Here is a 21,999-nt window from a genome sequence, read left to right on the forward strand (position 1 = left end):
GGCGCGTTTCGGAAGTGCAAACACGAATTTTTTTTCTAACGCTTATGAGGATCGCTATTTGGCCCAAAAAGAGGAAAAGGAGATTCTAACGCTTACTGCAGAGCTTATTTCCCCATTTTTGCGTTAAACTGTGATCGTTCCCTCACAATAAGGTGTCTGATCAGCGTTACATTTCGATCTCCTTGTTTTTGGGGCAAATAAGCCTTCTGATCAGCGTTAGCGGAAGCCATACGGCGTTAGCGCAAGTCGTTACAGCGTTGGCATAAGCTAGTACGGGACAGGCCAGCCTTACCTGTCTGTATTTCATTAATTAAAAAATGGAGGTTTACAAATGAACATTTACGACAAAGCGCATGACCTGGCGGCAGCCTTGAAGGACAGCCCGGAGGTGGCTGAAATTACGGCAGCGATGAAGCTGGTGGACGCCGATCCCGAAAGCAAGCGGATGCTGGACGATTTCCGAGCCCGCCAAAATGAAGTGCAGCAGCGGATGATGGCCGGGGAGATGCCCTCGTCCGAAGAAATGGAACAAATGGAGAAGCTGTTCGAGGTGCTTAGCTTGAATCTGAATATCCGCCGCTTGTTTGACGCCGAACGCCGGCTTAGCGTGATCATTCAGGACGTCAACAAGATTATTACGGACAGCCTGGCCCACCTATACGGCGCGGGGATCTAAATCCCCGCTTTTTCCGCTATCTTTCATTCGCAAGTTTCTATCATATTCCCGCAGCACGGTTCATAGAGATAGAAGAGACAAGGCACAACGCACAATCTCGTATCTCGTATTCTATGAAATGAAGGAGCTGCGGAAGATGAAAACCGTAAAAAAACCGAGCAAATGGAAGCATGTCGTTTATCTGATTCTGGCATTGGCGATGCTCGTATATGCACTGCCGATGATTTCTTTTGAGCCTGGGGCAGGCTGGGTGTCGCTGTTTGGCGCCGTGTGGGCGGGGTTCGCTTTCCTCGTCATCGGGGCGCACCTCCATTTTCTCCTGGGCGTCGGCGAGGAGAAGCAGCGCGAGCTGGATAAAATCCGGCGGGCAAAATACCGTGAATTGGAGCTCCGATGGCAGGAGGACGGCAAACGCGGCGAAAATGCATAAATATCAGGTTTTGCGGCAAACGGCCGGCCTGAAAATGGACAGGGACGGTCCCGGAAGAAGCAGCAGTCTTCCGGGACCGTCCCTTGTTTGTGCAAATGCAAATCAGGCTCGGCGCTATATTTCGCCCTCGCCGGTCAGCATTTGATCGTTTCCGGCCCCGGGCGGAACCATCGGGTATACGTTTTGCTCTTCCCGCACGTTAAATTCCATGAGAACGGGGCCGGGAATTGCAAGCGCCTGCCGGATCGCCGCATCGGCTTGTTCCGGCGTTTGCGCCCGGAACCCGGGCACCCCGTACGCGCCGGCAAAAGCGACATAATCGGGCGAAGTGATGTGTACGGAGGAGTACCGCCGCTCATAAAACAGCTGCTGCCATTGCCGAACCATCCCGAGATATCCGTTGTTCAGGATGGCAATTTTGACCGGCAGCCCGTAATCAACGGCGGTCATCATCTCCTGCAGATTCATTTGAAAGCTGCCGTCTCCGGTGATGCAGATGACCGGCGGCGCGGCGGAGCCGCCCAGGGCGACCGCCGCGCCGATCGCGGCCGGGAAGCCGAAGCCCATCGTGCCGAGTCCCCCGGAGGTCAGGAAGGAGCGGGGGCGGGAAAACCGGTAGTGATGCGCCGTCCAGATTTGATGCTGCCCGACGTCGGTCGCCACTACCGCGTTCCCTTGGGTATGCTTGTCGATCAACCGTATGACCTCCTGCGGATTCAGCGATCCGGCCGCGGAGGCGAAATGCGGCACCTTTCTATGCCATCCGGCGGTTTCCTCCGGCCAATCGGTTTGCTTGGGAGGAAGGGGGCATGAATTCAGCCTGCGCAGCAGCTCCCCGACCTCCCCGCGGATTTTGAGCTCCACGGGGATGTTCTTGTCCAGTTCGGCGTCGTCGATGTCCACGTGGATCTTCCAGGCGTTTGGAGCGAACGACTTCGCCTTGCCGGATAACCGGTCGTTTAGCCGCGTGCCGAGGCAAATCAGCAGATCCGCGCGATGAACCGCCCGGTTGGCGGCATACGTGCCATGCATGCCGAGCATGCCGAGATTTAAAGGATGGCGCGACGGAAAAGCGCCGATGCCCATCAGCGTGGTCGCAACGGGGATTTGCGCGGCTTCGGCCAGCCGGAGCAGTTGCTCGGCCGCGCCGGATGCCGCCGCACCGCCGCCGGCTACGAGCACCGGGCGCGACGAACTCCCGATCTTTTCGGCAATAAGCCGCATGGTGTTCTCGTCGATTCCGGACTGGGGTTCGTATCCTCGAATATGGACTTCGAAGGCCGGCTCCAGTTCGGTACGGGTTGTCATGATATTCTTGGGCAGATCGATCAGAACCGGGCCCGGCCTTCCGGTGACGGCGAGATGGAACGCCTCTTTGACGACCCGGGGCAGTTCGCGGACGTCCATCACGGAATAATTGTGTTTGGTCACATCCATCGTCATCCCGAAAATATTGACTTCCTGGAAGCTGTCGCGCCCGATCAGATCGGTGGAGACTTGTCCGGTCAGCACGACCATCGGGATCGAGTCCATATAGGCGTTGGCGATGCCCGTGACCGCATTCGTCGCCCCCGGCCCGGAGGTGACCAGGGCAACGCCGGCCCGGCCCGTTACCCGGGCATACCCGTCCGCGGCGTGCACGGCGGCTTGTTCGTGCCGGGTCAGGACATGCCGGATTTCCCGGCAATCGTACAGCGCGTCGTAAATCGGAATGACCGCGCCGCCGGGATAACCGAAGATCGTGTCGACCTGCTCCCCGCGCAGACATTCGATTAGCAGATGTGCGCCGGTTTTTGCGAATGACGGCGTTTGTTCGTTGGCGATTCTCATCAAAACGACCTCCCGGTGGAATTTTGACCATTTTATCGCGAGATGTCCCCATCCGGAGTGACTCCAGTCATAAAACGTCCCGGATTCAGGGGGTACGATGATGAGGATACGAGTGAAGGGCTGGCTTGATTATGGCAGAACGCCATCATACAGCTCGAAGGAGGTCCAATGAAGTGAGCAAAACCATCGCGGTGATCGGCGGGGGAGTCTCCGGGCTAAGCGCCGCTTATTACGCCCGGAAACGGCTTGGCGAACGGCGGATCGACGCCAAAATTGCGATCATTGAGCAAACGGACCGGCTAGGCGGGAACATCCGCACCTTACGCCGGGACGGTTTTACGATAGAGCAAGGCCCCGACTCTTTCATCGCGCGAAAAGCGGCCGTGCTCGAGCTGACGAAGGAGTTGGGTTTGGAGCATTTGCTGGTCGGAACGAATCCGTCGGCCAAAAAGAACTACATTATGCATCACGGTCGGTTTCATCCGATGCCGCCGGGGTTGATGCTCGGCATTCCGACGCAGATGTGGCCGATGGTCAAGACGGGCCTGCTGTCGCCGGCCGGCAAGCTGCGCGCGGCCCTGGATCTGCTGCTGCCGGCCAAACGCGGCGGCGAGGACGAGTCGCTGGGCGGTTTCATCCGCCGCCGGCTGGGCCGCGAGGTGCTGGACAACATGACCGAGCCGCTGCTCGCCGGCATTTATGCCGGAGATACGGCAGCGCTTAGCTTAAAGGCGACGTTCCCTCAATTCATGGAGATGGAGCGGCAACACCGCAGCTTAATCCTCGGCCTTCTGGCGAGCAAAAAACAACCCCCGCCCAAACCGTCGCCCGGGCTGCCGAAAGCGGCGGCCGGCAGCATGTTCTTGACGCTGCAAGGCGGATTGACCGTGCTGACGGACACCCTTGCCGATGCGCTGCAAGGCGAGCGGGTGATCACGGGACAAGCGGTCACCGCGCTGAACAAGCGTGGCGAGCGCTACGAACTGGCGTTAAGCGAAGGCGGGCGCTTGGAGGCGGACGGCGTGATCGTGGCGGCGCCGGCTTTTGCGGCGGCGAAGCTGCTCCATAAGCGGCTTTCCGCCGCGGCCTTCCTGGAGCAAATCCGCTACGTTTCGGTCGCGAATCTGGCGTTCGCCTACCCACGGGAAGCGGTCGCGCATGATTTGAACGGCTCCGGGGTGCTGATTCCGCGCGGCGAAGGGCGCATGATTACGGCGATCACGTGGACGTCGTCCAAATGGCTGCATGCGGCGCCGAAAGGCCGCGTGCTGCTGCGCGCGTACATCGGACGCCTCGGGGACCAAGCCTGGACGGCGCTGCCGGAGACGGAGATCCGCCGCCGCGTGGCTGCGGAATTGGAAGAGCTGATGGGGATTCAGGCCGAACCGTTGTTTTGCGAAATGTCCGCTTTGCCCGAATCGATGCCGCAGTATCCGGTTGGTCACGTGGAGCGCCTGCAAGCGCTGCGCGGCGAGTTGGAGCGGACGATGCCCGGCGTCTTGCTGTGCGGAGCGGGATACGGCGGCGTCGGTATTCCCGATTGCATCCGTCAAGGCAAGGAAGCGGCGGAAGCCATGTTAACTTGGTTAGGAGATGAACGGTGATGCAACAAATACAATGGAAAGACTATACCGTAAATCCGTTTATCGTCATTTGGGAAGTAACGCGGGCTTGCGCGCTGAAATGCCTGCATTGCCGGGCGGAGGCCCAGTATCGTCCCGATCCGAGACAGCTGTCTTTCGAGGAAGGTAAGAAGCTGATCGACGAAATCGCGGAGATGGACGATCCGTTGTTCGTATTTACCGGCGGGGACCCGCTGATGCGCCCGGACTTGTTTGATCTGGCCCGGTATGCGATCCATGAAAAAGGCCTGCCGGTATCCATGACCCCAAGCGCCACGCCGAGGGTTACCTTGTCCGCCGTAAGCAAAGCGAAGGAGGTCGGCCTATCCCGTTGGGCATTCAGCCTCGACGGCTCGACGGCGGAGATCCATGACCATTTCCGCGGCACACCGGGTTCTTTCGGGATGACGATGAGAGGGATCGAATATTTGCAGCAGCTGGAAATCCCGATTCAGATCAACACTACCGTCTCCCGCTATAACCTGAGCGACCTGCCGCGCATCGCGGAAACGGTCAAAGGGATGGGCGCCGTACTGTGGAGCGTGTTTTTCCTTGTGCCGACGGGGCGGGGCATGGTGAAGGACATGATCTCCCCGGAAGAGCATGAACAGGTGATGGTTTGGCTGGCTCAGATGCAGCGGGAGATGCCTTACGGCATCAAAGCGACAGAAGCGCCTCATTACCGCCGCGTGTTGATGCAGCAGCAGAAGCTGAACGCGGATTCCGCGGGGGGCGCCGCGGCAGCCCCAAAACGCAGGGACGTGCTCGGCCGTTCCCCCAAAGGGGTAAACGACGGGGACGGCTTCGTGTTCATCAGCCATGTCGGCGACGTTTACCCCAGCGGCTTCCTGCCGGTCAGCTGCGGGAATGTCCGGGAATCCTCGCTTACGGACATCTACCGGAATTCGCCGATCCTGCGGGAGCTAAGAGACAAATCGCTGCTTAAAGGCAAGTGCGGCGCTTGCGAATTCAAGGAGCTGTGCGGCGGCTCCAGAGCCAGGGCCTACGCGGTCACGGGCGATTATTTGGAAAGCGATCCGTATTGCTCCTATCTTCCCCCGGGGTATTCGGGGAAAGAGAAATAGCGCATCGTCCATCACAACGCAAAAAAGGAGGCCGAACGGCCTCCTTTTCAGCATCATCCCCATTATCGGATCGGTTCAAACGTCACTTTCCAATGATCCTCTGCCAGTTGTTCGCAAACATGGCTGTAGCCCTTGGTCTCCAACACCTTCAGAAGCGGAACGGGTTTCATGGTGGCGTGCAGAACGAAGCTGTCGCCCGCTTCCAGCTTCCCGACCGTGTCCATAATCGCACTGAACGGTTCTTCGCCTTGGCGAAGCAGCGGACGAACGTCGAGTTCAACGATGCGGCTTGACATTATGCCTTCACCTCCACATCGGTCCGTTCGGCCGTGAAGGCTTGGCATAATCGCGCCGCAGCGCTAAGTCCCTTCATGCCGCCATATAACGTATAGAAGAACGAGTCCGGCGCATCCAGGGAGAAGGACAAATACTGCTTCGGATCGATCCCCAGCATTTTTTCGAACAGGGTGGAGGTATCGTAGGCATAGAAACAGAAATACGTATATTGAAATTCCGGCATTTTCTCGGCGATCGTAAGGATCTCGCCCGCGTAGCGTTCGAGGTTGCTCTCCGCTTCTTCAATCATGCGCAAGGCATCTTCCAGCTCCACGGCGATTTTGATCGTCTTGTCGTCGATAACCGTAATCTTAGCCATAGGGCATTCCCCCTGCTTTAGTTTTTGCCGATTTTCACCCGGAACGTCTCCGGCCCTTGCTCAATGTACTCCCAAGTAAAACCGCCGGGATGCATCGCTTCGAACTGAAAGCGGAGCGGCACCGGGTCGTGGTCGTTGACGAGCAGCATCGCTTCCCCCGGCTCCAAGGAATTAAACGCGGCAAAAATCGTCTTATGCTTGAGCTGCGGCGGGTACTCGGTGGCGTTGACGGTAGCTTTGAATTGACTCATGGGAAGTCCTCCTAAAGTTAAAAATTTAACGATTCGACCTCATTATATCAACGGAACGGATAGGGATTGTGATATCAGTCACAAGTTGCGCGGCGGCGAAAAGTTCTCCGCGGATTTGTCCGGAAGCCGTCATGTTTCCAGTGATTCCTGTCACTGGGGCGACCTTGCCGGCTGATTATAATGTCCGTAATTTAAGCTTAACTTGAAGCTGAAGGAGGAACCGATCACGTGCGTATCCGAGATTTCATTCCCAACCAGCACGGGGCCTGGGCCATGCTTGTCGTCCCGTTTCTGTTCGGTATGCTCGCCTCTTCCCCCGGGGCGATCCACGGATTGCTGTTTGTTTGCTGGCTTCTGATCTATTTGTTTATGTTCCCTTTGCTGCAATGGATTCGGACGGGAAAAGCCAAAGCCGCCCGCTACCGCAAGCCGTTGCTATTCTATGGGGCGCTGCTGGTCCCGGCGGCGCTCCTTCTGGTCCTGCTCCGTCCCGCAGTTCTTGCGATGTCGCTCCTGTTCGTCCCCTTATTTGCGGTGAATGCCCTCTACGCCAAGCGAAAACGCGAACGCGCCTTGCTGAATGACATTGCGGCGATCGTGCAATTCAGCCTGATGGTGTTTATCTCCTATCATCTGGGAGGAGGTACCGATCTACGCTTAGCGACGGAATTGTTCCTGATCAGTACGGGGTATTTCATCGGCACGGCTTATTACGTTAAAACGATCATTCGCGAACGGAACAATAAGCGTTTCTACGTCTACTCCGTCGTTTACCATCTGCTGCTGGCGTTTCTCGCGTTATGCTTTCTGTCTCCGGCATTGCAACTGGCTGCGCTTGTCCTGCTGGCCCGAGCCGTCTGGTTTCCGCGGACGAAAATCACGGTGAAGCAGTCCGGCATGCTGGAAATTGTCTATTCTGTTATCGTCCTGGCCGTCGTCTGGATGACCTACGCGTGAAGGTGTATAATGGATACAGAATAGTACAGATTCGGGCAAGGGGGTATAACAGTTGGAGGGACCGGAAGAAAGCGTCACAAAACACGAACAGCTGCTCCAGCATATCGAGGGACTGAAGATCGGGACGAAAATATCCGTGCGCAAGCTGGCCAAAGCGCTGGGCGTTAGCGAAGGCACGGCCTACCGGGCCGTGAAGGAAGCGGAGAACCTCGGGATCGTCATAACGAAGGAGCGGATCGGCACGGTTCGCGTGGAGAAGAAGCCGAGGAACATCTCCGACCAGCTAACCTTTGGCGACGTGGTCGATATCGTGGAGGGGCATGTGCTTGGCGGCGCGGAAGGATTGGATAAAACGCTGAACAAATACGTGATCGGCGCGATGAAAATCGATGCCATGGCAAGGTACATCGACGCCGGCAGCCTGCTGATTATCGGAAACCGCGACAATGCCCACTCGCTGGCCTTGGAGCAGGGCGCCGGCGTGCTGATCACCGGGGGCTTCGGGACGAGCCGGGAGGTGAAGGCGTTGGCGGACAAGCTGTCTCTGCCGATCATCTCTTCGCGGCATGATACGTTTACCGTCGCCTCGATGATTAACCGCGCGTTGTTCGACCGGTTGATCAAGAAGAAGATCATGCTCGTCGAAGACATCGTCAGCCGCAAGCCGCGGGTGAACATGTTGAAGGCAGTGAGCAACATCTCCGATTTCGACCAGTTGTCGTTGGAGACGGGACATCAGCATTTTCCGGTCGTGGACGAGTGGAACCGGGTCATCGGAATCGTCAGCCGCAAGAACGTGGAGGAGCTTAGCGGCGATCAGCCGATCGAGAAATGCATGACCCGCCATCCGATCACCGTGGGTCTGCAAACTTCGCTGGCCTCCGCCGCGCAGATCATGGTATGGGAAGGGATCGACTTCCTGCCCGTGGTGGACCGCAACCGGAAGCTGGTTTCGTCGGTGACGCGCCGCGAGGTGCTGCAGGCGATGCGGGACGTGCGCAATCAGCCGCAGCTCGGCGAAACGTTCGAGCATTTGATGTGGAACGGGTTTGCCGAGGAACGGGATGAGGAAGGAAAACTGTTTTTCCGAGGGATGATTACCCCGCAGATGTCCACCGATTTGGGGACGATTTCGCACGGAGTCCTGTCCTCGCTCATGACACAGGCGGGGCTTCGCGCGGCCAAGGACCTCAGCGGCGGCGACTTTGTCGTCGACAATATCGCCACCTATTTCGTGCGTCCGGTGCAAATCGAAAACCCGGTCGTCATCATCCCCGTGTTGCTGGAAATGAGCCGCCGGGCTTGCAAGCTGGAAATCATGCTGACGTATCAGGAATCGCTTATCTCCAAAGCGGTCATGACTTTGCAATCGATCGACCATGCTTGAGCCGGGACGTGCTATGCGCCTGCCTAGAGACGGGGCGGAGGGATAGCCTAACGGCCGGGCGGCCGCCGGTTATCCCTGTTTTTGTCTGGCATACAAGCCGTGATTGCGAATGCCGGCAAAAATGTTGAACGCCCCCAGCACCATAAACACGGCGCCGATGACGACCCTGAGCGTCGAGCCGCTGAACAGGAACATTTGAATGAGGGCCAGGATGATCAGCATCAGTCCCATACTGATGTTCATTTTGGCGGCCGCCATCCCCCGCGTCTGCGGATCGATCGAGCGCCGCGACTTAAAGCTGAAGAAGACCGAGCTCACGCAGCTGATGATAAAAATCGCGTACAGCACGTATTGAATCGTTTGGATCATAGGGTTATTTGGCTCCTTTTTTGGCATGATGTAAGATTAGATTACTGGTGCTCTCACAACGCTCGTAGTTCCGGCAGCAGACTTCAAATTTTGGTAAACTGGTGTTCGAAAAACCATACCTATTTGCGTGAGAAAGCGAAAAAATTTGCGTGAGAAAGCGGAAAATCGAATTGTATATGAAAATTCCGTATCATCGAGATCTAGGAGATCGTCGAGATCGCCGAAATAAATGCGCAGATGCAGTTATTTCCGCGCCCCCGCCCCCAAACGGCTAAATAGCTGCGTAGGTGCATTTATTTTCTGTGAATATGGATAAAAACGGCTCTTTCATGGAAAATAACTGCATTCTCGCAGCTATCTTCGGTTAAACTCGAGAATTGGAGAAAATAACTGCACTACTGGTTACTACTTAGGTGCTGTTAGAAACTGAATTGACCTTGAAGTGCAGAAATCAGGGAGTTTAAGATGGGGAGTTGTTTTTTGCGAAACGTGGAGATGACGCCGCGGATGCGAGCGAATTGCTCCGCACCTTGCGAAGTGCGGAATCCACCAGATATCTTCGTTTTGACTTTCACCATACGGATATCTCGCTCCGCTTGGTTGTTGTCAAAAGGAATTCGGGCATCACAAAGAAAGGCGAGTACGGCGTCTTTGTACGCCAGAAACCTCCCACCTAGATTGGCTGCTTTGCTCTTGGATTTTCTTCCGCGAGGTCCCGTTTTCTCGGGCACGGCATCTTTCGCCCATTCTTCACGACCTCGCTGCAGAATATCATCATAACGGGATCTGAATGCTTGGACCACCGCATCAGATAGAGGCTGTTGAAGGCTGCGAGCTATGCGTGCAGCTTTCCAACTCTCTTGCAACAGCGTCGTCATATCGGTTGCCCATTGATGGTTATCGTACTGGGCAATTTCTTTACAATCCCGCAGCAGGTGCGCATTGCAAAGCACATGACGGAAAGCATACTGGTCTTTAAAGTAAGAGGCGTAGCAGTCATGAACGAGATTCCCCTTATAGTGGGGTAATACATTCATGGCATCCATTCCTTTGCTTCCGCGGCTGGGATGGGCGAACAAGAGTGTCCACTCTTGGTTACACACGGTATGCATCCAGTACCCTTTTCCGTTGACGCGAAATCCCGTTTCATCGGCGTGTACCACGGGGCTGGCTAACAGCTGCTCGCGAATGGTTCGCTCTAGCGGCTGAAGACGACTTGTCATCTCTTCCAGTTGAGCAAGTAAGGTGGCCTCGCTCGGGCGGTATCCCGTGAGATCGGCATAGAGCTGTCCAATACGCTCAAGCGGCAACAATTGATAGGCATGAAGATAAGCCGTCCATGCTGCCATTTCTCTTCCGTATTGCACAGGCGCTCGAACATGAGAAGGAAAGGAAGCGGTCTGTTGGACGCAGCATTGCGGGCAACATTTCTTTTCAGCCTGATGTTCGGTGATGACCATGCGAGGGGCAGGTAAGTCAAAGACTTGTCGCTTCTCTAGCTCTTGTGCGGGTACCTGTTTCAAGGAAAAACCGCAGCTGGAACAGGTTTCAAGCGGATGAACCATGACATAATCCGGGTTCGTAACCACATGCAGCGTATGACCTTCGTGACCTTGAGGAGCGCCTTTTTTCCCTCCTGGTTGGCGTAAATTGGTTGGTTTACGGAATCCGTCACTCGAAGGCGGTTTGCTGCTGTTCTGACTATTCTGGCCGAGTTGGCGCTCCAGTTCCTGAACTCGCTTCTCCAATTGTTGAATGCGTTTGGCTTGCTTCTCTACGATTTGGGTGAGCTTCTCATTTTGATCCAGCAGCGCATGAAAGTAACTGGCAATCTCCTGATCGCCTTTACAAATAGTATTGACCTGTTGTTTCGTCAGCTTCATACGGCTCACCTCATGATTCAATGGATAATATTACATTCGACGTTTGCATGGGAATTACTGCTTGAGACAAAAAAAAAATCTCCTCGCGATAGGAGGAGACCTAAGTAGTAACCACTACTGCAGTTATTCTCCCCGCATGGCCTAGCCGGGTGAATCCAAGATTCGACGCCGAATCCGCCCCTCCGCCCCCGCCTCGCAATCAAAATTCATTTTTTTAATTAGCCATTCAATCAAAGTTAAAAAAAGGATTTTCAGCACCGAGAAGGTTGGATGAAGCCAGGGATTGAGCAGCGGAGCGTAGGTAGAGCCTACGTGAGCAGCGGAAAGCCCGGGTGAATCCAAGATTCGACGCCGAGTCCGCCCCTCCGCCCCCGCCTCGTGATCAAAATTCATTTTTTTAATTAGCCATTCAATCAAAGTTAAAAAAAAGGATTTTCAGCACCGAGAAGGTTGGATGAAGCTAGGGATTGAGCAGCGGAGCGTAGGTAGAGCCTACGTGAGCAGCGGAAAGCCCGGGTGAATCCAAGATTCGACGCCGAGTCCGCCCCTCCGCCCCCGCCTCGTGATCAAAATTCATTTTTTTAATTACCACTATTTTAACATGATTTGCTAGAGTCGGATATATGGCCTCATATCCACCCAAATCTGCAGCACCCCGTCGCTCACCAGCATCGTTTTGATCTGGATGGTATATTCCTTGTCGCGCACGACGTAGATTTTGCGGTTTAGCAGCGTGCGCGCCATTTTTGCGTCGGAATCGATGTCGAAAATATTCCGGCCGCGCAGCACCTCCAGCTCGTCATGCAGCTGTTCGGTCACTTCCTTGACCGCCAACGAATCCAGCGGCGGATCGCGCTCCTCCACCCGGATTTTGATTTCTTTGATGACGGTTGAGCGGTTGTTGTATTTTTTCAGCGTTCGGATGTCTTCCTCCGCTTGATGCAGTTGGATCGTCAGATCCTTGTTTTGGATCCAGAGCAAATTATAGCTAGTCTGATAGATGACGTTGTAGACGATGCTTCCCGTCACCATCCCGAGGATAAACACGGAGGCAAACTGCATGAACCTGCGAAAGCCCGTAAGCTTCGGCTGCTTCGCTTCCTCATTCATCCCCGGCCTCCCCCGCACATCCAGCGAACCAGCTCCGAACCCATATGCGCGCCGAGAAAGGCAAACAGCAAATACAAGATCTGCTTGATGGCCGGCGACAAGTTCCCGTCGAAAAAATTGCTCTCAATGACCCGCATCGGGTCGATCGTGCCGCCCACAGCGGCGGCGAGCGCCCATATTTTGATCCGGTCGGCGATATCCAGCATCGTATGGGTCGGCGGCTGCAGAGAAACGACGGCGCCGATGCCTCCGACCATGGCTCCCCCCACCACGATCCCGAAAGCGACGAAAAAATCCATGACCGCTTTGGTCAAAAACGAACTCATGCGCGTTTGCCCCTTTCCGAGGTTTGTCCGGTCTTCTACCATTCTATGGGCGGGCCATAGCCATGTATGATAAAATATTAAGTAAATCGTTCGAAAGGAAGGGATCGCATGGACAGCTTTGTTCATTTGCACGTACATAGCGAATACAGCTTGCTGGATGGCGCGGCACGGCTCGAGGAGCTTGTCGCCAAGGCGGCGGCCTCCGGCATGAAGGCGTTGGCGCTGACGGATCACGGGGTCATGTACGGCGCGGTTCCTTTTTATAAATTGTGCAAAAAGCACGGCATCAAGCCGATTGTCGGCTGCGAAATGTATTTTACGGCGGGGTCGCGCAAAGAACGGGGGAGCCGGCAGGACCAGCCGATCCATCATTTGATTTTGCTGGCCAAGAACGAAACCGGCTACCGCAACCTGATGAAACTCTGCTCCATCGGCCATTTGGAGGGCTTCCACTATAAGCCGCGGATCGACTGGGACGCGCTGGAGCGCCATCACGAAGGTTTGGTTTGCCTCAGCGCCTGCCTCGGCGGCGAAGTGCCGTTCCATCTCCTGCGCGGCAACTACGAGGAAGCCAAAAAAGCCGCGCTGCGCTACCAGGCGGCGTTCGGCGAAGACTTTTACCTGGAGCTGCAGGACCACGGCATCCCCGAACAAAAGAAAGTCAATCCGCAGCTCGTTCAGCTGGCCGGGGAAATCGGGGCGCAGCTCGTGGTCACCAATGACGCGCATTATCTGAGCAAGGAAGACGCCGAGGTGCAGGACGTGCTCATTTGCGTGGGTACGGGGAAGACGGTGGAGGACGAAGGCCGGCTTCAAATGCACACCAACCAGCTTTATTTGAAAACGCCCGAGGAAATGGCCGAGCTGTTCCCGCATCTGCCGGAGGCGTATGCCAATACGGCGAAAATTGCCGAAAGCTGCAAATTGGAGTTGGAATTCGACCGGCATATTTTGCCGGCGTACCGCCCGATTCCGGAGGGACAAACCGCGGGGAGCTATCTGGCGGAGTTGTGTCAAAAAGGCTTGGCCGAACGCTACGGCGGCCTGGACCTCTGGCAGGATCCGACGGAACGGGAGCGGCTGGAACAGCGGCTGCGTTACGAGCTGGAGGTGATCGCCAGCATGGGGTTCTCCGATTATTTCCTGATCGTTTGGGATTTTATCGCGTTCGCCCATCGGAACGGGATTGCGACCGGACCGGGCCGGGGCTCCTCGGCGGGCAGCTTGGTCGCTTACGTGCTGCGCATCACCAACGTGGATCCGATCAAATACAATCTGTTGTTCGAACGGTTTTTGAACCCGGAGCGGGTGACGATGCCGGATATCGATATCGATTTCAGCGACGAGCGGCGGGACGAAGTGATCGCTTACGTGGTCGACAAATACGGGGCGGAGCACGTGGCCCAGATCATCACGTTCGGAACGATGGCGGCCCGCGCCGCAGTACGCGACGTGGGACGGGCGCTGAACGTGCCGTTCGGCGAAGTGGACAAGGCGGCGAAGCTGATCCCCGGCAACCTGGGGATGACGATCGAGCGCGCCTTGAAGGAAAGCCCGGACCTGAAGGCGATGTACGACGGCTCCCCGCGGGTCAAAGGGCTGCTGGACATGGCGATGAAGGTCGAGGGCATGCCGCGGCACGCTTCGACCCACGCCGCCGGCGTCGTCATCTCGCGCGATCCGCTGACCGATGCGGTCCCGCTGCAGGCGGGCAGCGAGCATACCGCACTGACGCAATATTCGATGGAAAACCTGGAAGCGATTGGCCTGCTCAAAATGGACTTTCTCGGGCTGCGCACCTTGTCCATCATCGAGCGCTGCATGAACTGGATCAAGGAGCAGACGGGGGATGCCCCCGATTTCCGGCATATCTCGGACGACGACCCGGCCACGTACGATATGCTGGGCCGCGGGGAAACGACCGGCGTCTTCCAACTGGAGTCCACGGGCATGCGGCGGGTGCTGAAGGAGCTGAAGCCGTCCGTGTTCGAGGACATCATCTCCGTCAATGCGCTGTACCGTCCGGGTCCAATGGAGTTCATCCCCAAATTCATCGCCAGCAAGCACGGGCAGATCGGCGTGGAATATCCGCACCGGGATCTCGAGCCGATCCTGAAGGATACGTACGGCATCATCGTGTATCAGGAGCAAATTATGCAGATCGCCTCCAAAATGGCCGGCTTTTCGCTGGGCGAAGCCGATTTGCTGCGCCGCGCGGTGTCCAAGAAGAAACGTGAGGTGCTCGATGAGCAGCGAAGCCATTTCGTCGGCGGCAGCGTGGCGCAAGGCTATAGCGAAGCCGAGGCGAACGCGGTATACGACATGATCGTCCGCTTTGCCGACTACGGCTTTCCCCGCGCCCACGCGGCCGCTTATGGCGTGCTGGCTTTCCAGACGGCGTATCTCAAGGCGCATTATCCGGTGCAATTTATGGCGTCGATGCTGACAGCCGTCACCGGCAGCCACCGCAAGGTGGCGGAATACATCGTGGAGTGCCGCCGCATGGGCATCACCGTGCTGCCGCCGGACGTGAACGAGAGCGGCGTGCTGTTTACGCCGCAGGCGGGGACAGACGCCGGAATCGCGAAGGCGGGAGTCGGCACGGCGGGGAGCGCGGAGGCCGGCGGCAGTCTGCAGGCCGGTTCCGCCGAACCCGAACAGGAGCCGCCGAGTCTCGGCGTGATCCGCTTTGGCCTGGCCGCGATCAAAAACGTCGGGACACAGGCGATCGAAAGTATTTTGCGCGAGCGGAAGGAGCGTCCGTTCGACAGCCTGCTCGATTTTTGCCGCCGGGTGGATCTGCGTACCTGCAACAAGCGGGTCATCGAGTCGCTGATTCAAGGCGGGGCGTTTGATTCCCTGCCGGGCCACCGCGCCCAACTGCTGGCGATGCTGGATGAGACGGTTGAGGCGGCCTTGAAATGGCGCAAGGAGCGGGACGACTTGCAGATCCAGCTGTTCGATTTCGTGGAGTCGCCGAATTGGGACATCGAATACCCGGACGTGCCGAAGTTTACGGCCGGGCAGCAATTGGATTTGGAGCGCGAGCTGCTGGGTCTGTATTTGTCCGGCCATCCGTTGGACGATTTCGACGCGCTCCTCGAGGGGGACGGCGTCGACCGGCTGATGGATCTGGCCGAAGTGCCCGACGAGAGCCGCACGGTCGTGGCGGGGATGGTCGTGTCGGTGAAGACGATCACGACCAAGCAGGGCAAAGCGATGGCGTTCATGGAGCTGGAGGACCAGATCGAACGCTGCGAGGTCGTGTTGTTCCCCGAAGTGTGGCGGCGCTCGGCCGCCCACGTCGGCAAAGGGGCTTTGCTCGCGTTGCGCGGAGTCGTCCAGCAGCAGGACGAGGGCTTCAAGCTGCTGGCCGACGAAGTGGCGCCGCTGAGCGAGCAAAGCCTGGCCCAGCTGCGCCGCGGCCTGGCGCGCGGGCGCGGGGCCGGCTCCGCCGCCGGAGGCAAAGGCGGCGCACGCGGTGCGGCCGCGGGGCCCCGCGCGGCCGGCGGGGCGCCTGCGGCCGCTGCTGGCGGGCCCCGCCCCGCCAGCGCCGCAGGCGCAAGCCCCGGCGCCGCAGCGCAGCCAGCCGCCGCGGCTCCGCCGCCCGCGCCGGGCGCGCGGCGCGAGCGGGAGAAGACGCCGGCGCAGCGCGTCTTCATCAAGATCACGGCCGCGGCGGAGAACGCGCGCCTGCTCGAGCGGCTCAAGCTGCTGCTGGAGCAGCATCCCGGCCCGGTCGCCACGGTGCTGTTCTACGAAAGCACCGGCAAGCTCCTGGCCTTGACGGAGCGCTACAGCATCAAGCCTTCGCCGGACTTGATCCGCGCAATGGAGCAAATGCTCGGCCCCGACACGGTCAAGATTAAATGAAATGCGCCTTGCTTAACCGGTTCTGCACTTGTTGCAGGACCGGTTTATTGTTGGCGCGCACAGATGTAACGGACGTTCCGTCAGCGCAGTTGCTCAGGAGTCATCAACTGGGATACTACGATCCGCGTCAGTTGACACCCGGACTCCATTACCCGCGCCGGTCTAACGGAACCTGGAGACGCTATTTGCGCAGAAAAGGAGAGTATCCCAATCTAACGGAATGAGGAGACCTTATTTGCGGTGAAACCCGTAACTTAGCTGCTCTAACCGTCGAATAAGGTCATTAGGTTCCTTTATATCGGGAAATAGCCGGGAAATAGCCAAATAACGTCGCTACGTTCCGTTAGCGCAGCGCGACGACCAGAAGCTCGTTAGCGCTGCGCGACGACCAGAAGCTCGTTAGCGCAGGCGCTCAGTGCCTCCGTTATCGCCCCAGCGCCCAGCGCTTCAGTAGTGCCAGGCGACCGCGCCTCCGATAACGCCCCGGCACCCAGCACCTAGTTTCCGCTATCGCCCCGTCGCCCAGCGCCCCGAACGAGTGCCAAGCGATCAACGCCTCCGTTATCGCCCCGTCGCCCAGTGTCTCCGATAATGCCAAGCTCTCAGCGCTTCCGTTAGCTCCCAGCACCCAGCGCCTTCCGTCAATGTCAAGTATGCCGCATCCTCCACTACTCACTGGCGACCTGCGCGACAGGTTGGGGGGGAAGGACAAGTTTTAACGAACATTTTCCATGGCTCGTGCATACACTTAGGAACACGAAAAGCCAAGAACCCAAAACCGGGCGGGAACGCCCGTAAAGCGAATTCCGGCAGCGCGTCAACGACCGGCAACGGCGGTTGTTCCGGAATGAGGGAGGAAGATGCGTATGTCTTATGAACTGGCGGAAGCCCAACTGCAGCGCCGCGGCGTCAAGCTGGAGGAAATTGCCCAAATTGTATATTCGCTGCAAACGGAGTACCATGATGATCTGACGCTCGACCAATGTTTGGACAGCGTTAAGGCCGTGCTGCAAAAAAGAGAGGTCCAATATACCCTGTTCACCGGGATCGCCCTCGACGAGTTGGCCGAGCGGAAGCGGCTTCCGGAGCCTTTGCAGGCGATCATGGAGGCCGACGAGCCGCTCTATGGGGTGGATGAGACGATGGCGCTGGGCATCACGAGCGTGTTCGGGATGATCGGTCTGACGAGCTTCGGTTATTTGGACAAGGCCAAACCGCAAATCATCGGCAAGCTGAACAATCAGGGGGGGCGCATCCACGTCTTTCTTGACGATTTGGTCGCGGGCCTCGCGGCAGCCGCTTCCGCCCGGATTGCCCATAAGCACGAGCAGGCCGCCACTTACCCTACCGGTTCCGATTAAACGGAAAAGGAAACGGTGCCCTATCCCGCCGATAGGCCCGCTCCTTCTTCACACTGCGCGGGGGCCCGCGGCAAATCCCCCGCTTCGGGCCGCGTTCGGCGCGGTTTTCCTTTTGTTGCGGGAAATTTGAAAATTATGTTATCATTACTCTATTATCCGGGCTCAAAGATTAGGTTAGGGGGCTTTGAAAAGGGCATGTGGACTGTTATGTATATTGCGCCTACCGCGAAAGTTGCGGATATGATCAAGACCAAACTCACCGAAGAAGGCTTTCTCGTCCAAACACGTCCTGTTAATTTATCCAAACAGCAGTTTGAGATTTTGGTTCCTTCCGGGGAACTGGAAGAAGTGCAAGAGGTATTGAACTCGATTCTGCATCCTTAGCGAGGGATTCGGATTCCTGTTGTAGATGAGGCCTGGAAGTGCGGGTTCATAAGGGTCGGCTGGGTTTAACGGACTTTTGGAGCTGTCACGATAAATAAACGGCTGAAGAGGTGTAGTTGTGTTCAAAGATTTGTTTCAGAAGAAGAGGAAGTACGCGACCATTCCCTCAGGACGAACCGGTAGCGAAGAGGGCTCGCCGCAGGCGGATCGGCCCAGACGCGAAATTCCGGAAGGTTTGATGAATAAATGCGGCCGCTGCGGCGCGATTCAATACAGTAAAGAATTGGAGAAGAATTTCATGGTTTGCCCGGCTTGCGGCCATCACATGCGTCTGAATGCGCTGGAGCGGATCCGTTATACGTTCGACGAAGGCAGCTTTACGGAGTACGATGCGGACCTCGTTTCCGTCGATCCGCTGGAGTTTCCGGGATATGCGAGCAAGCTTGAGCAGCAGACGCTGAAATCGGGCCTCCGCGAGGCGGTCGTCACCGGCGAGGGGACGATCCAAGGTTTTCCGGCCGTCGTGGCCGTGATGAGCTTCGATTTCTTTAGCGGCAGCATGGGTTCCGTCGTCGGGGAGAAAATCACCCGCGCGATCGAGGCGGCAACCGAAAAACGCCTGCCGATGATCATTTTCTCGACTTCGGGCGGAGCGCGGATGCAGGAGAGTATTTTGAGTTTGATGCAAATGGCCAAGACCAGCGCGGCGCTGGCCCGGTTGAACGAACAAGGCGGGCTTTATATTTCGGTCATTACGGATCCGACCACGGGCGGCGTATCGGCCAGTTTTGCCATGCTTGGCGACATCATTGTGGCCGAGCCCGGCGCCGTATTCGGCTTTGCCGGAAGAATCGTCATCGAGCAGACGATCCGCCAGAAGCTTCCGGACGATTTCCAAACCGCGGAGTTCAACCTGCAGCACGGTCAACTCGATCTAGTCGTCCACCGGAAGGACATGAAGTCGACGCTGGCGAAATTGCTGGATATGCACGGCGTGAAGGGAGGAGCATAAATGGCAGGCGAATTGCCTTTTGAGACGCCTCTCGTGAAGCTGCGCGAGAAGATTCAGGAACTGGAGCAGTTTGGTACCGAGAAGGGCATCGATTTTTCGGAAGAAATCACACGTTTGGAAGAGCGCTATCGGCAGTTGGAGGATGAGATCTACAGCAACATTTCTCCTTCGCAAAAAATGCATCTGGCCCGCCATCATCAGCGCCCGACGTCGCTCGATATGATCGGGCTGATCTTCGAGGAGTTCATCGAGCTCCACGGCGACCGGGTATTTGGCGACGATATGGCCGTCGTTGGCGGATTGGCCAAGCTTGGCGGAGTTCCGGTCACGGTTATCGGCCAGCAGCGGGGGAAGGATACGAAGGACAATATCGCCCGCTTCTTCGGCAGCGCGCATCCGGAGGGATTCCGCAAGGCGCTGCGGCTCATGCAGCAGGCGGACAAGTTTCGGCGTCCGATCATTACGTTCATCGACACGAAGGGCGCCTATCCGGGAATCACGGCGGAGGAACGGGGGCAATCGGAAGCCATCGCCCGCAATCTGCGGGATATGGCAATGCTTCGGGTTCCCGTGATTTGCGTGGTGATCGGAGAGGGCGGAAGCGGAGGCGCGCTTGCGCTTGGCGTAGGCAACCGCGTGCTGATGCTGGAGAACGCGATCTACTCCGTCATTTCGCCGAACGGCGCGGCCTCCATCCTGTGGAAGGACGCCTCCAAAGCCGATCAGGCGGCGGAAGCGATGAAAATCACCGCCCAAGACCTGCTGGAGATGGAAGTGATCGAGGAGATCGTTCCCGAGCCGCGCGGGGGCGCGCATCGGGATTACGAATCGACCGCGGAAGCGATCAAAGCCGCGCTGCTGCGCCATCTGGAAGAACTATCCCATCTGCATCCGGATGAGCTGATGGAAGACCGGTACCGGAAATTCCGTAAAATCGGCAAGTTTCAGGTGGCGGGCAAGACGGAAGCGCAGGCGGCACCGGAAGGCTTGGCCGAAGTCGAAGTCGCCGGAGTGATCGAGGAAGAGGCTTCCTCGGACGCGTCGGGCGAGTCGGCGGCAGCCTCGGAGGGCCCCGGAGCCCAAGCTGCCGAGGACAATTAAGAACCAGGGCGATAACCTCCGATGGAACCGAAGCCGGGACCAGCGGCAAGGTTGTTTTCGCCTGTTTCGGGGAATACTGGAAATTTAGACGCTGGGCGCAACGTGCGTTTGCAGAATGTTCGTTACAATATGATAAACTTCCTATACAAATCGACAAAACTATAGTAAATTTAGTTGTTGGAAAAGATTATATAGAGAGAACTATTTTAAACGGAGGAAACCCAAATGCGCAAAACAAAAATCGTATGTACTATCGGTCCTTCCAGTGAGTCGTTAGAAAACATCAAGAAGCTGATTATGGCCGGAATGAACGTCGCTCGCCTGAACTTCTCCCACGGTGATTTCGAGGAGCATGGCAACCGGATCAAAACCATCCGTCAAGCGAGTGCAGAGTTGGGGAAATCAATCGCCATACTGTTGGACACCAAAGGTCCTGAAATCCGTACCGGTAAACTGAAAGAAGAACCGATTGAACTGGTACAGGACGAATTCCTGACCTTGACGACCGAAGATATTCTCGGCGACAAGGAACGCATCTCCATTACGTACAAAGAGCTCCCCGGAGATGTGGAAGTCGGTTCGACGATTCTGATTGACGACGGTTTGATCGGTTTGACGGTCGTTGAGATCCAAGGTACGGAAATCAAATGCCGCATCGTCAATGGCGGTACCGTCAAGAGCAAAAAGGGCGTTAATGTACCCGGCGTAAACATTTCCCTGCCAGGCATCACCGAGAAAGACGCTAACGACATCAAGTTCGGGATCGAACAAGGCATCGATTTTATTGCCGCTTCCTTCGTTCGTAAAGCGAGCGACGTGCTTGAAATCCGTCAATTGCTGGAGCAACACAACGCGACTCATATCCAAATCATTTCTAAAATCGAAAATCAGCAAGGCGTTGACAACCTCGATGAAATCCTGGAAGTATCCGACGGCTTGATGGTTGCCCGCGGCGACCTTGGCGTGGAAATTCCGGCGGAAGACGTGCCGCTGGCACAGAAACGCATGATCGAGAAATGCAACCGCGTCGGCAAACCGGTCATTACCGCAACGCAAATGCTCGACTCCATGCAGCGCAACCCAAGACCTACGCGCGCCGAGGCGAGTGACGTAGCCAACGCGATTTTCGACGGTACGGACGCCATCATGCTCTCCGGCGAAACGGCTGCCGGGAAATATCCGGTGGAATCCGTGTTGACGATGGCACGCATCGCGGAGAAAGCGGAATCCGCGTTGGAATACCGTGAAATTTTCATCAAACAAAGCAATGCGCAACAAACGACCGTTACCGAAGCGATCAGCCAAGCGGTGGCCAACTCCGCGCTGGAGTTGAACGCCAAAGCGATCATTACTTCGACGGAAACCGGTTATACGGCACGGATGGTCTCCAAATATCGTCCGAAAGCGCCGATCATCGCGGTGACCACCGAAGATCAAACCTTGCGCCGTCTGGCCCTGAACTGGGGCGTAACGCCGGTGAAAGGCAATACGGCCAGCACGACGGACGAAATGTTCGACAAAGCGATGAAGGGTGGCCTGGATTCCGGTCTGGTGAAGGAGGGCGACCTCGTCGTGATTACCGCCGGGGTGCCTTTGGGACGTTCGGGATCGACGAACCTGGTGAAGATCGGGCAAATCCGCAAGTAGCCGCTAGGTTATCATATATCGATTGAGTCACAAAAAAGGC

The 21,999-nt window shown here is 56.9% G+C and carries 22 protein-coding genes; 12 read left to right on the forward strand and 10 right to left on the reverse strand.

Annotated features, from left to right (window positions below):
* Positions 1 to 331: 331 nt before the first annotated feature.
* Entirely contained in the window at positions 332 to 676 is a 345-nt protein-coding gene (locus tag ACZF99_RS07650; RefSeq protein WP_483610498.1) for a YlbF/YmcA family competence regulator, read from the forward strand.
* Between the two features lie 136 nt (positions 677 to 812).
* The gene (locus ACZF99_RS07655; RefSeq protein ID WP_483610500.1) at positions 813 to 1,106 is read left to right on the forward strand and encodes a hypothetical protein; all 294 of its coding nucleotides are present in this window, start codon (positions 813 to 815) and stop codon (positions 1,104 to 1,106) included.
* Positions 1,107 to 1,220: 114 nt separating this feature from the next.
* Here the strand turns inward: ACZF99_RS07655 and ilvB are convergent, their stop codons facing one another.
* Positions 1,221 to 2,936 carry a biosynthetic-type acetolactate synthase large subunit gene (ilvB, locus tag ACZF99_RS07660; RefSeq protein WP_483610502.1) on the reverse strand — a complete coding sequence of 572 codons (1,716 nt, stop codon included), beginning with the start codon at positions 2,934 to 2,936 and terminating at the stop codon, positions 1,221 to 1,223.
* Between the two features lie 173 nt (positions 2,937 to 3,109).
* Between ilvB and hemG the strand changes: the two genes are divergently transcribed.
* Both hemG and ACZF99_RS07670 read left to right on the forward strand, forming a co-directional pair.
* A complete protein-coding gene (gene hemG / locus ACZF99_RS07665) occupies positions 3,110 to 4,540 on the forward strand; it encodes a protoporphyrinogen oxidase (RefSeq protein ID WP_483610504.1) in 1,431 nt (476 codons plus the stop codon).
* Complete coding sequence (locus ACZF99_RS07670) at positions 4,540 to 5,643, forward strand: TIGR04053 family radical SAM/SPASM domain-containing protein (RefSeq protein ID WP_483610506.1); 1,104 nt, start codon at positions 4,540 to 4,542, stop codon at positions 5,641 to 5,643. The genes hemG and ACZF99_RS07670 overlap by 1 nt, the downstream gene beginning before the upstream one ends.
* Positions 5,644 to 5,705: 62 nt before the next feature.
* On the opposite strand, the gene ACZF99_RS07675 is transcribed toward ACZF99_RS07670, so the two are convergent.
* Genes ACZF99_RS07675 through ACZF99_RS07685 form a run of 3 tightly spaced genes read right to left on the reverse strand, consistent with a single transcriptional unit; the run spans position 5,706 to position 6,549 of the window.
* A complete protein-coding gene (locus ACZF99_RS07675; protein WP_483610508.1) occupies positions 5,706 to 5,939 on the reverse strand; it encodes a DUF2249 domain-containing protein in 234 nt (77 codons plus the stop codon).
* Complete coding sequence (locus ACZF99_RS07680) at positions 5,939 to 6,298, reverse strand: hypothetical protein (RefSeq protein ID WP_483610510.1); 360 nt, start codon at positions 6,296 to 6,298, stop codon at positions 5,939 to 5,941. The genes ACZF99_RS07675 and ACZF99_RS07680 overlap by 1 nt, the downstream gene beginning before the upstream one ends.
* Before the next feature lie 17 nt (positions 6,299 to 6,315).
* Entirely contained in the window at positions 6,316 to 6,549 is a 234-nt protein-coding gene (locus ACZF99_RS07685; RefSeq protein WP_483610512.1) for a DUF2249 domain-containing protein, read from the reverse strand.
* 228 nt (positions 6,550 to 6,777) lie between these two features.
* On the opposite strand from ACZF99_RS07685, the gene ACZF99_RS07690 reads away from it, so the two are divergent.
* Both ACZF99_RS07690 and ACZF99_RS07695 read left to right on the forward strand, forming a co-directional pair.
* The gene (locus tag ACZF99_RS07690) at positions 6,778 to 7,506 is read left to right on the forward strand and encodes a YwiC-like family protein (RefSeq protein ID WP_483610514.1); all 729 of its coding nucleotides are present in this window, start codon (positions 6,778 to 6,780) and stop codon (positions 7,504 to 7,506) included.
* 52 nt (positions 7,507 to 7,558) lie between these two features.
* Positions 7,559 to 8,893, forward strand: coding sequence for a DRTGG domain-containing protein (locus ACZF99_RS07695; RefSeq protein WP_483610516.1), 1,335 nt, complete (start codon positions 7,559 to 7,561; stop codon positions 8,891 to 8,893).
* A gap of 69 nt (positions 8,894 to 8,962) precedes the next feature.
* Here ACZF99_RS07695 and ACZF99_RS07700 read toward each other — a convergent pair whose 3' ends face one another.
* From ACZF99_RS07700 to ACZF99_RS07720, 5 genes are all read right to left on the reverse strand, one after another.
* Positions 8,963 to 9,262 (reverse strand): YtpI family protein, encoded by a 300-nt coding sequence (locus ACZF99_RS07700; protein WP_483610517.1) that lies wholly within the window; start codon positions 9,260 to 9,262, stop codon positions 8,963 to 8,965.
* 419 nt (positions 9,263 to 9,681) lie between these two features.
* A complete protein-coding gene (gene tnpC, locus ACZF99_RS07705; RefSeq protein ID WP_483606239.1) occupies positions 9,682 to 11,145 on the reverse strand; it encodes an IS66 family transposase in 1,464 nt (487 codons plus the stop codon).
* Positions 11,146 to 11,286: 141 nt separating this feature from the next.
* Positions 11,287 to 11,487 carry a hypothetical protein gene (locus ACZF99_RS07710; RefSeq protein WP_483610519.1) on the reverse strand — a complete coding sequence of 67 codons (201 nt, stop codon included), beginning with the start codon at positions 11,485 to 11,487 and terminating at the stop codon, positions 11,287 to 11,289.
* A 267-nt stretch (positions 11,488 to 11,754) separates the two neighbouring features.
* On the reverse strand, positions 11,755 to 12,255 hold the full coding sequence (locus tag ACZF99_RS07715; RefSeq protein WP_483610521.1) for a sporulation membrane protein YtrI: 501 nt from the start codon (positions 12,253 to 12,255) through the stop codon (positions 11,755 to 11,757).
* Positions 12,252 to 12,581, reverse strand: a complete 330-nt coding sequence (locus ACZF99_RS07720) for a YtrH family sporulation protein (RefSeq protein ID WP_483610523.1) — start codon at positions 12,579 to 12,581, stop codon at positions 12,252 to 12,254. The genes ACZF99_RS07715 and ACZF99_RS07720 overlap by 4 nt, the downstream gene beginning before the upstream one ends.
* A 108-nt stretch (positions 12,582 to 12,689) precedes the next feature.
* Between ACZF99_RS07720 and ACZF99_RS07725 the strand changes: the two genes are divergently transcribed.
* Complete coding sequence (locus ACZF99_RS07725) at positions 12,690 to 16,454, forward strand: DNA polymerase III subunit alpha (RefSeq protein ID WP_483610525.1); 3,765 nt, start codon at positions 12,690 to 12,692, stop codon at positions 16,452 to 16,454.
* A gap of 424 nt (positions 16,455 to 16,878) precedes the next feature.
* On the opposite strand, the gene ACZF99_RS07730 is transcribed toward ACZF99_RS07725, so the two are convergent.
* Complete coding sequence (locus ACZF99_RS07730; RefSeq protein ID WP_483610527.1) at positions 16,879 to 17,052, reverse strand: hypothetical protein; 174 nt, start codon at positions 17,050 to 17,052, stop codon at positions 16,879 to 16,881.
* 268 nt (positions 17,053 to 17,320) lie between these two features.
* Here ACZF99_RS07730 and ACZF99_RS07735 point away from each other — a divergent pair, with 268 nt between their 5' ends.
* The 5 genes from ACZF99_RS07735 to pyk all read left to right on the forward strand — a co-directional run bounded on the left by ACZF99_RS07735 (position 17,321) and on the right by pyk (position 21,959).
* Positions 17,321 to 17,815, forward strand: a complete 495-nt coding sequence (locus tag ACZF99_RS07735) for a phosphatidylglycerophosphatase A family protein (RefSeq protein WP_483610529.1) — start codon at positions 17,321 to 17,323, stop codon at positions 17,813 to 17,815.
* A 195-nt stretch (positions 17,816 to 18,010) separates the two neighbouring features.
* Complete coding sequence (locus tag ACZF99_RS07740) at positions 18,011 to 18,199, forward strand: hypothetical protein (RefSeq protein WP_036624401.1); 189 nt, start codon at positions 18,011 to 18,013, stop codon at positions 18,197 to 18,199.
* A 118-nt stretch (positions 18,200 to 18,317) separates the two neighbouring features.
* Entirely contained in the window at positions 18,318 to 19,211 is an 894-nt protein-coding gene (gene accD, locus ACZF99_RS07745; protein ID WP_483610531.1) for an acetyl-CoA carboxylase, carboxyltransferase subunit beta, read from the forward strand.
* A complete protein-coding gene (locus ACZF99_RS07750) occupies positions 19,212 to 20,312 on the forward strand; it encodes an acetyl-CoA carboxylase carboxyltransferase subunit alpha (protein ID WP_483610533.1) in 1,101 nt (366 codons plus the stop codon). It begins immediately after the preceding gene.
* A 225-nt stretch (positions 20,313 to 20,537) separates the two neighbouring features.
* A complete protein-coding gene (gene pyk, locus ACZF99_RS07755; RefSeq protein ID WP_483610535.1) occupies positions 20,538 to 21,959 on the forward strand; it encodes a pyruvate kinase in 1,422 nt (473 codons plus the stop codon).
* Positions 21,960 to 21,999 lie beyond the last annotated feature (40 nt).

Source organism: Paenibacillus sp. JL3B1040 (assembly GCF_057063165.1).

Coding starts and splice junctions, on each gene's coding strand:
- ACZF99_RS07650 (WP_483610498.1), top strand. CDS start 332: ATGAACATTTACGACAAAGCGCATGACCTGGCGGCAGCCTTGAAGGAC.
- ACZF99_RS07655 (WP_483610500.1), top strand. CDS start 813: ATGAAAACCGTAAAAAAACCGAGCAAATGGAAGCATGTCGTTTATCTG.
- ilvB (WP_483610502.1), bottom strand. CDS start 2,936: ATGAGAATCGCCAACGAACAAACGCCGTCATTCGCAAAAACCGGCGCA.
- ACZF99_RS07670 (WP_483610506.1), top strand. CDS start 4,540: ATGCAACAAATACAATGGAAAGACTATACCGTAAATCCGTTTATCGTC.
- ACZF99_RS07675 (WP_483610508.1), bottom strand. CDS start 5,939: ATGTCAAGCCGCATCGTTGAACTCGACGTTCGTCCGCTGCTTCGCCAA.
- ACZF99_RS07680 (WP_483610510.1), bottom strand. CDS start 6,298: ATGGCTAAGATTACGGTTATCGACGACAAGACGATCAAAATCGCCGTG.
- ACZF99_RS07685 (WP_483610512.1), bottom strand. CDS start 6,549: ATGAGTCAATTCAAAGCTACCGTCAACGCCACCGAGTACCCGCCGCAG.
- ACZF99_RS07700 (WP_483610517.1), bottom strand. CDS start 9,262: ATGATCCAAACGATTCAATACGTGCTGTACGCGATTTTTATCATCAGC.
- tnpC (WP_483606239.1), bottom strand. CDS start 11,145: ATGAAGCTGACGAAACAACAGGTCAATACTATTTGTAAAGGCGATCAG.
- ACZF99_RS07715 (WP_483610521.1), bottom strand. CDS start 12,255: ATGAATGAGGAAGCGAAGCAGCCGAAGCTTACGGGCTTTCGCAGGTTC.
- ACZF99_RS07720 (WP_483610523.1), bottom strand. CDS start 12,581: ATGAGTTCGTTTTTGACCAAAGCGGTCATGGATTTTTTCGTCGCTTTC.
- ACZF99_RS07725 (WP_483610525.1), top strand. CDS start 12,690: ATGGACAGCTTTGTTCATTTGCACGTACATAGCGAATACAGCTTGCTG.
- ACZF99_RS07735 (WP_483610529.1), top strand. CDS start 17,321: ATGTCTTATGAACTGGCGGAAGCCCAACTGCAGCGCCGCGGCGTCAAG.
- ACZF99_RS07740 (WP_036624401.1), top strand. CDS start 18,011: ATGTGGACTGTTATGTATATTGCGCCTACCGCGAAAGTTGCGGATATG.
- ACZF99_RS07750 (WP_483610533.1), top strand. CDS start 19,212: ATGGCAGGCGAATTGCCTTTTGAGACGCCTCTCGTGAAGCTGCGCGAG.
- pyk (WP_483610535.1), top strand. CDS start 20,538: ATGCGCAAAACAAAAATCGTATGTACTATCGGTCCTTCCAGTGAGTCG.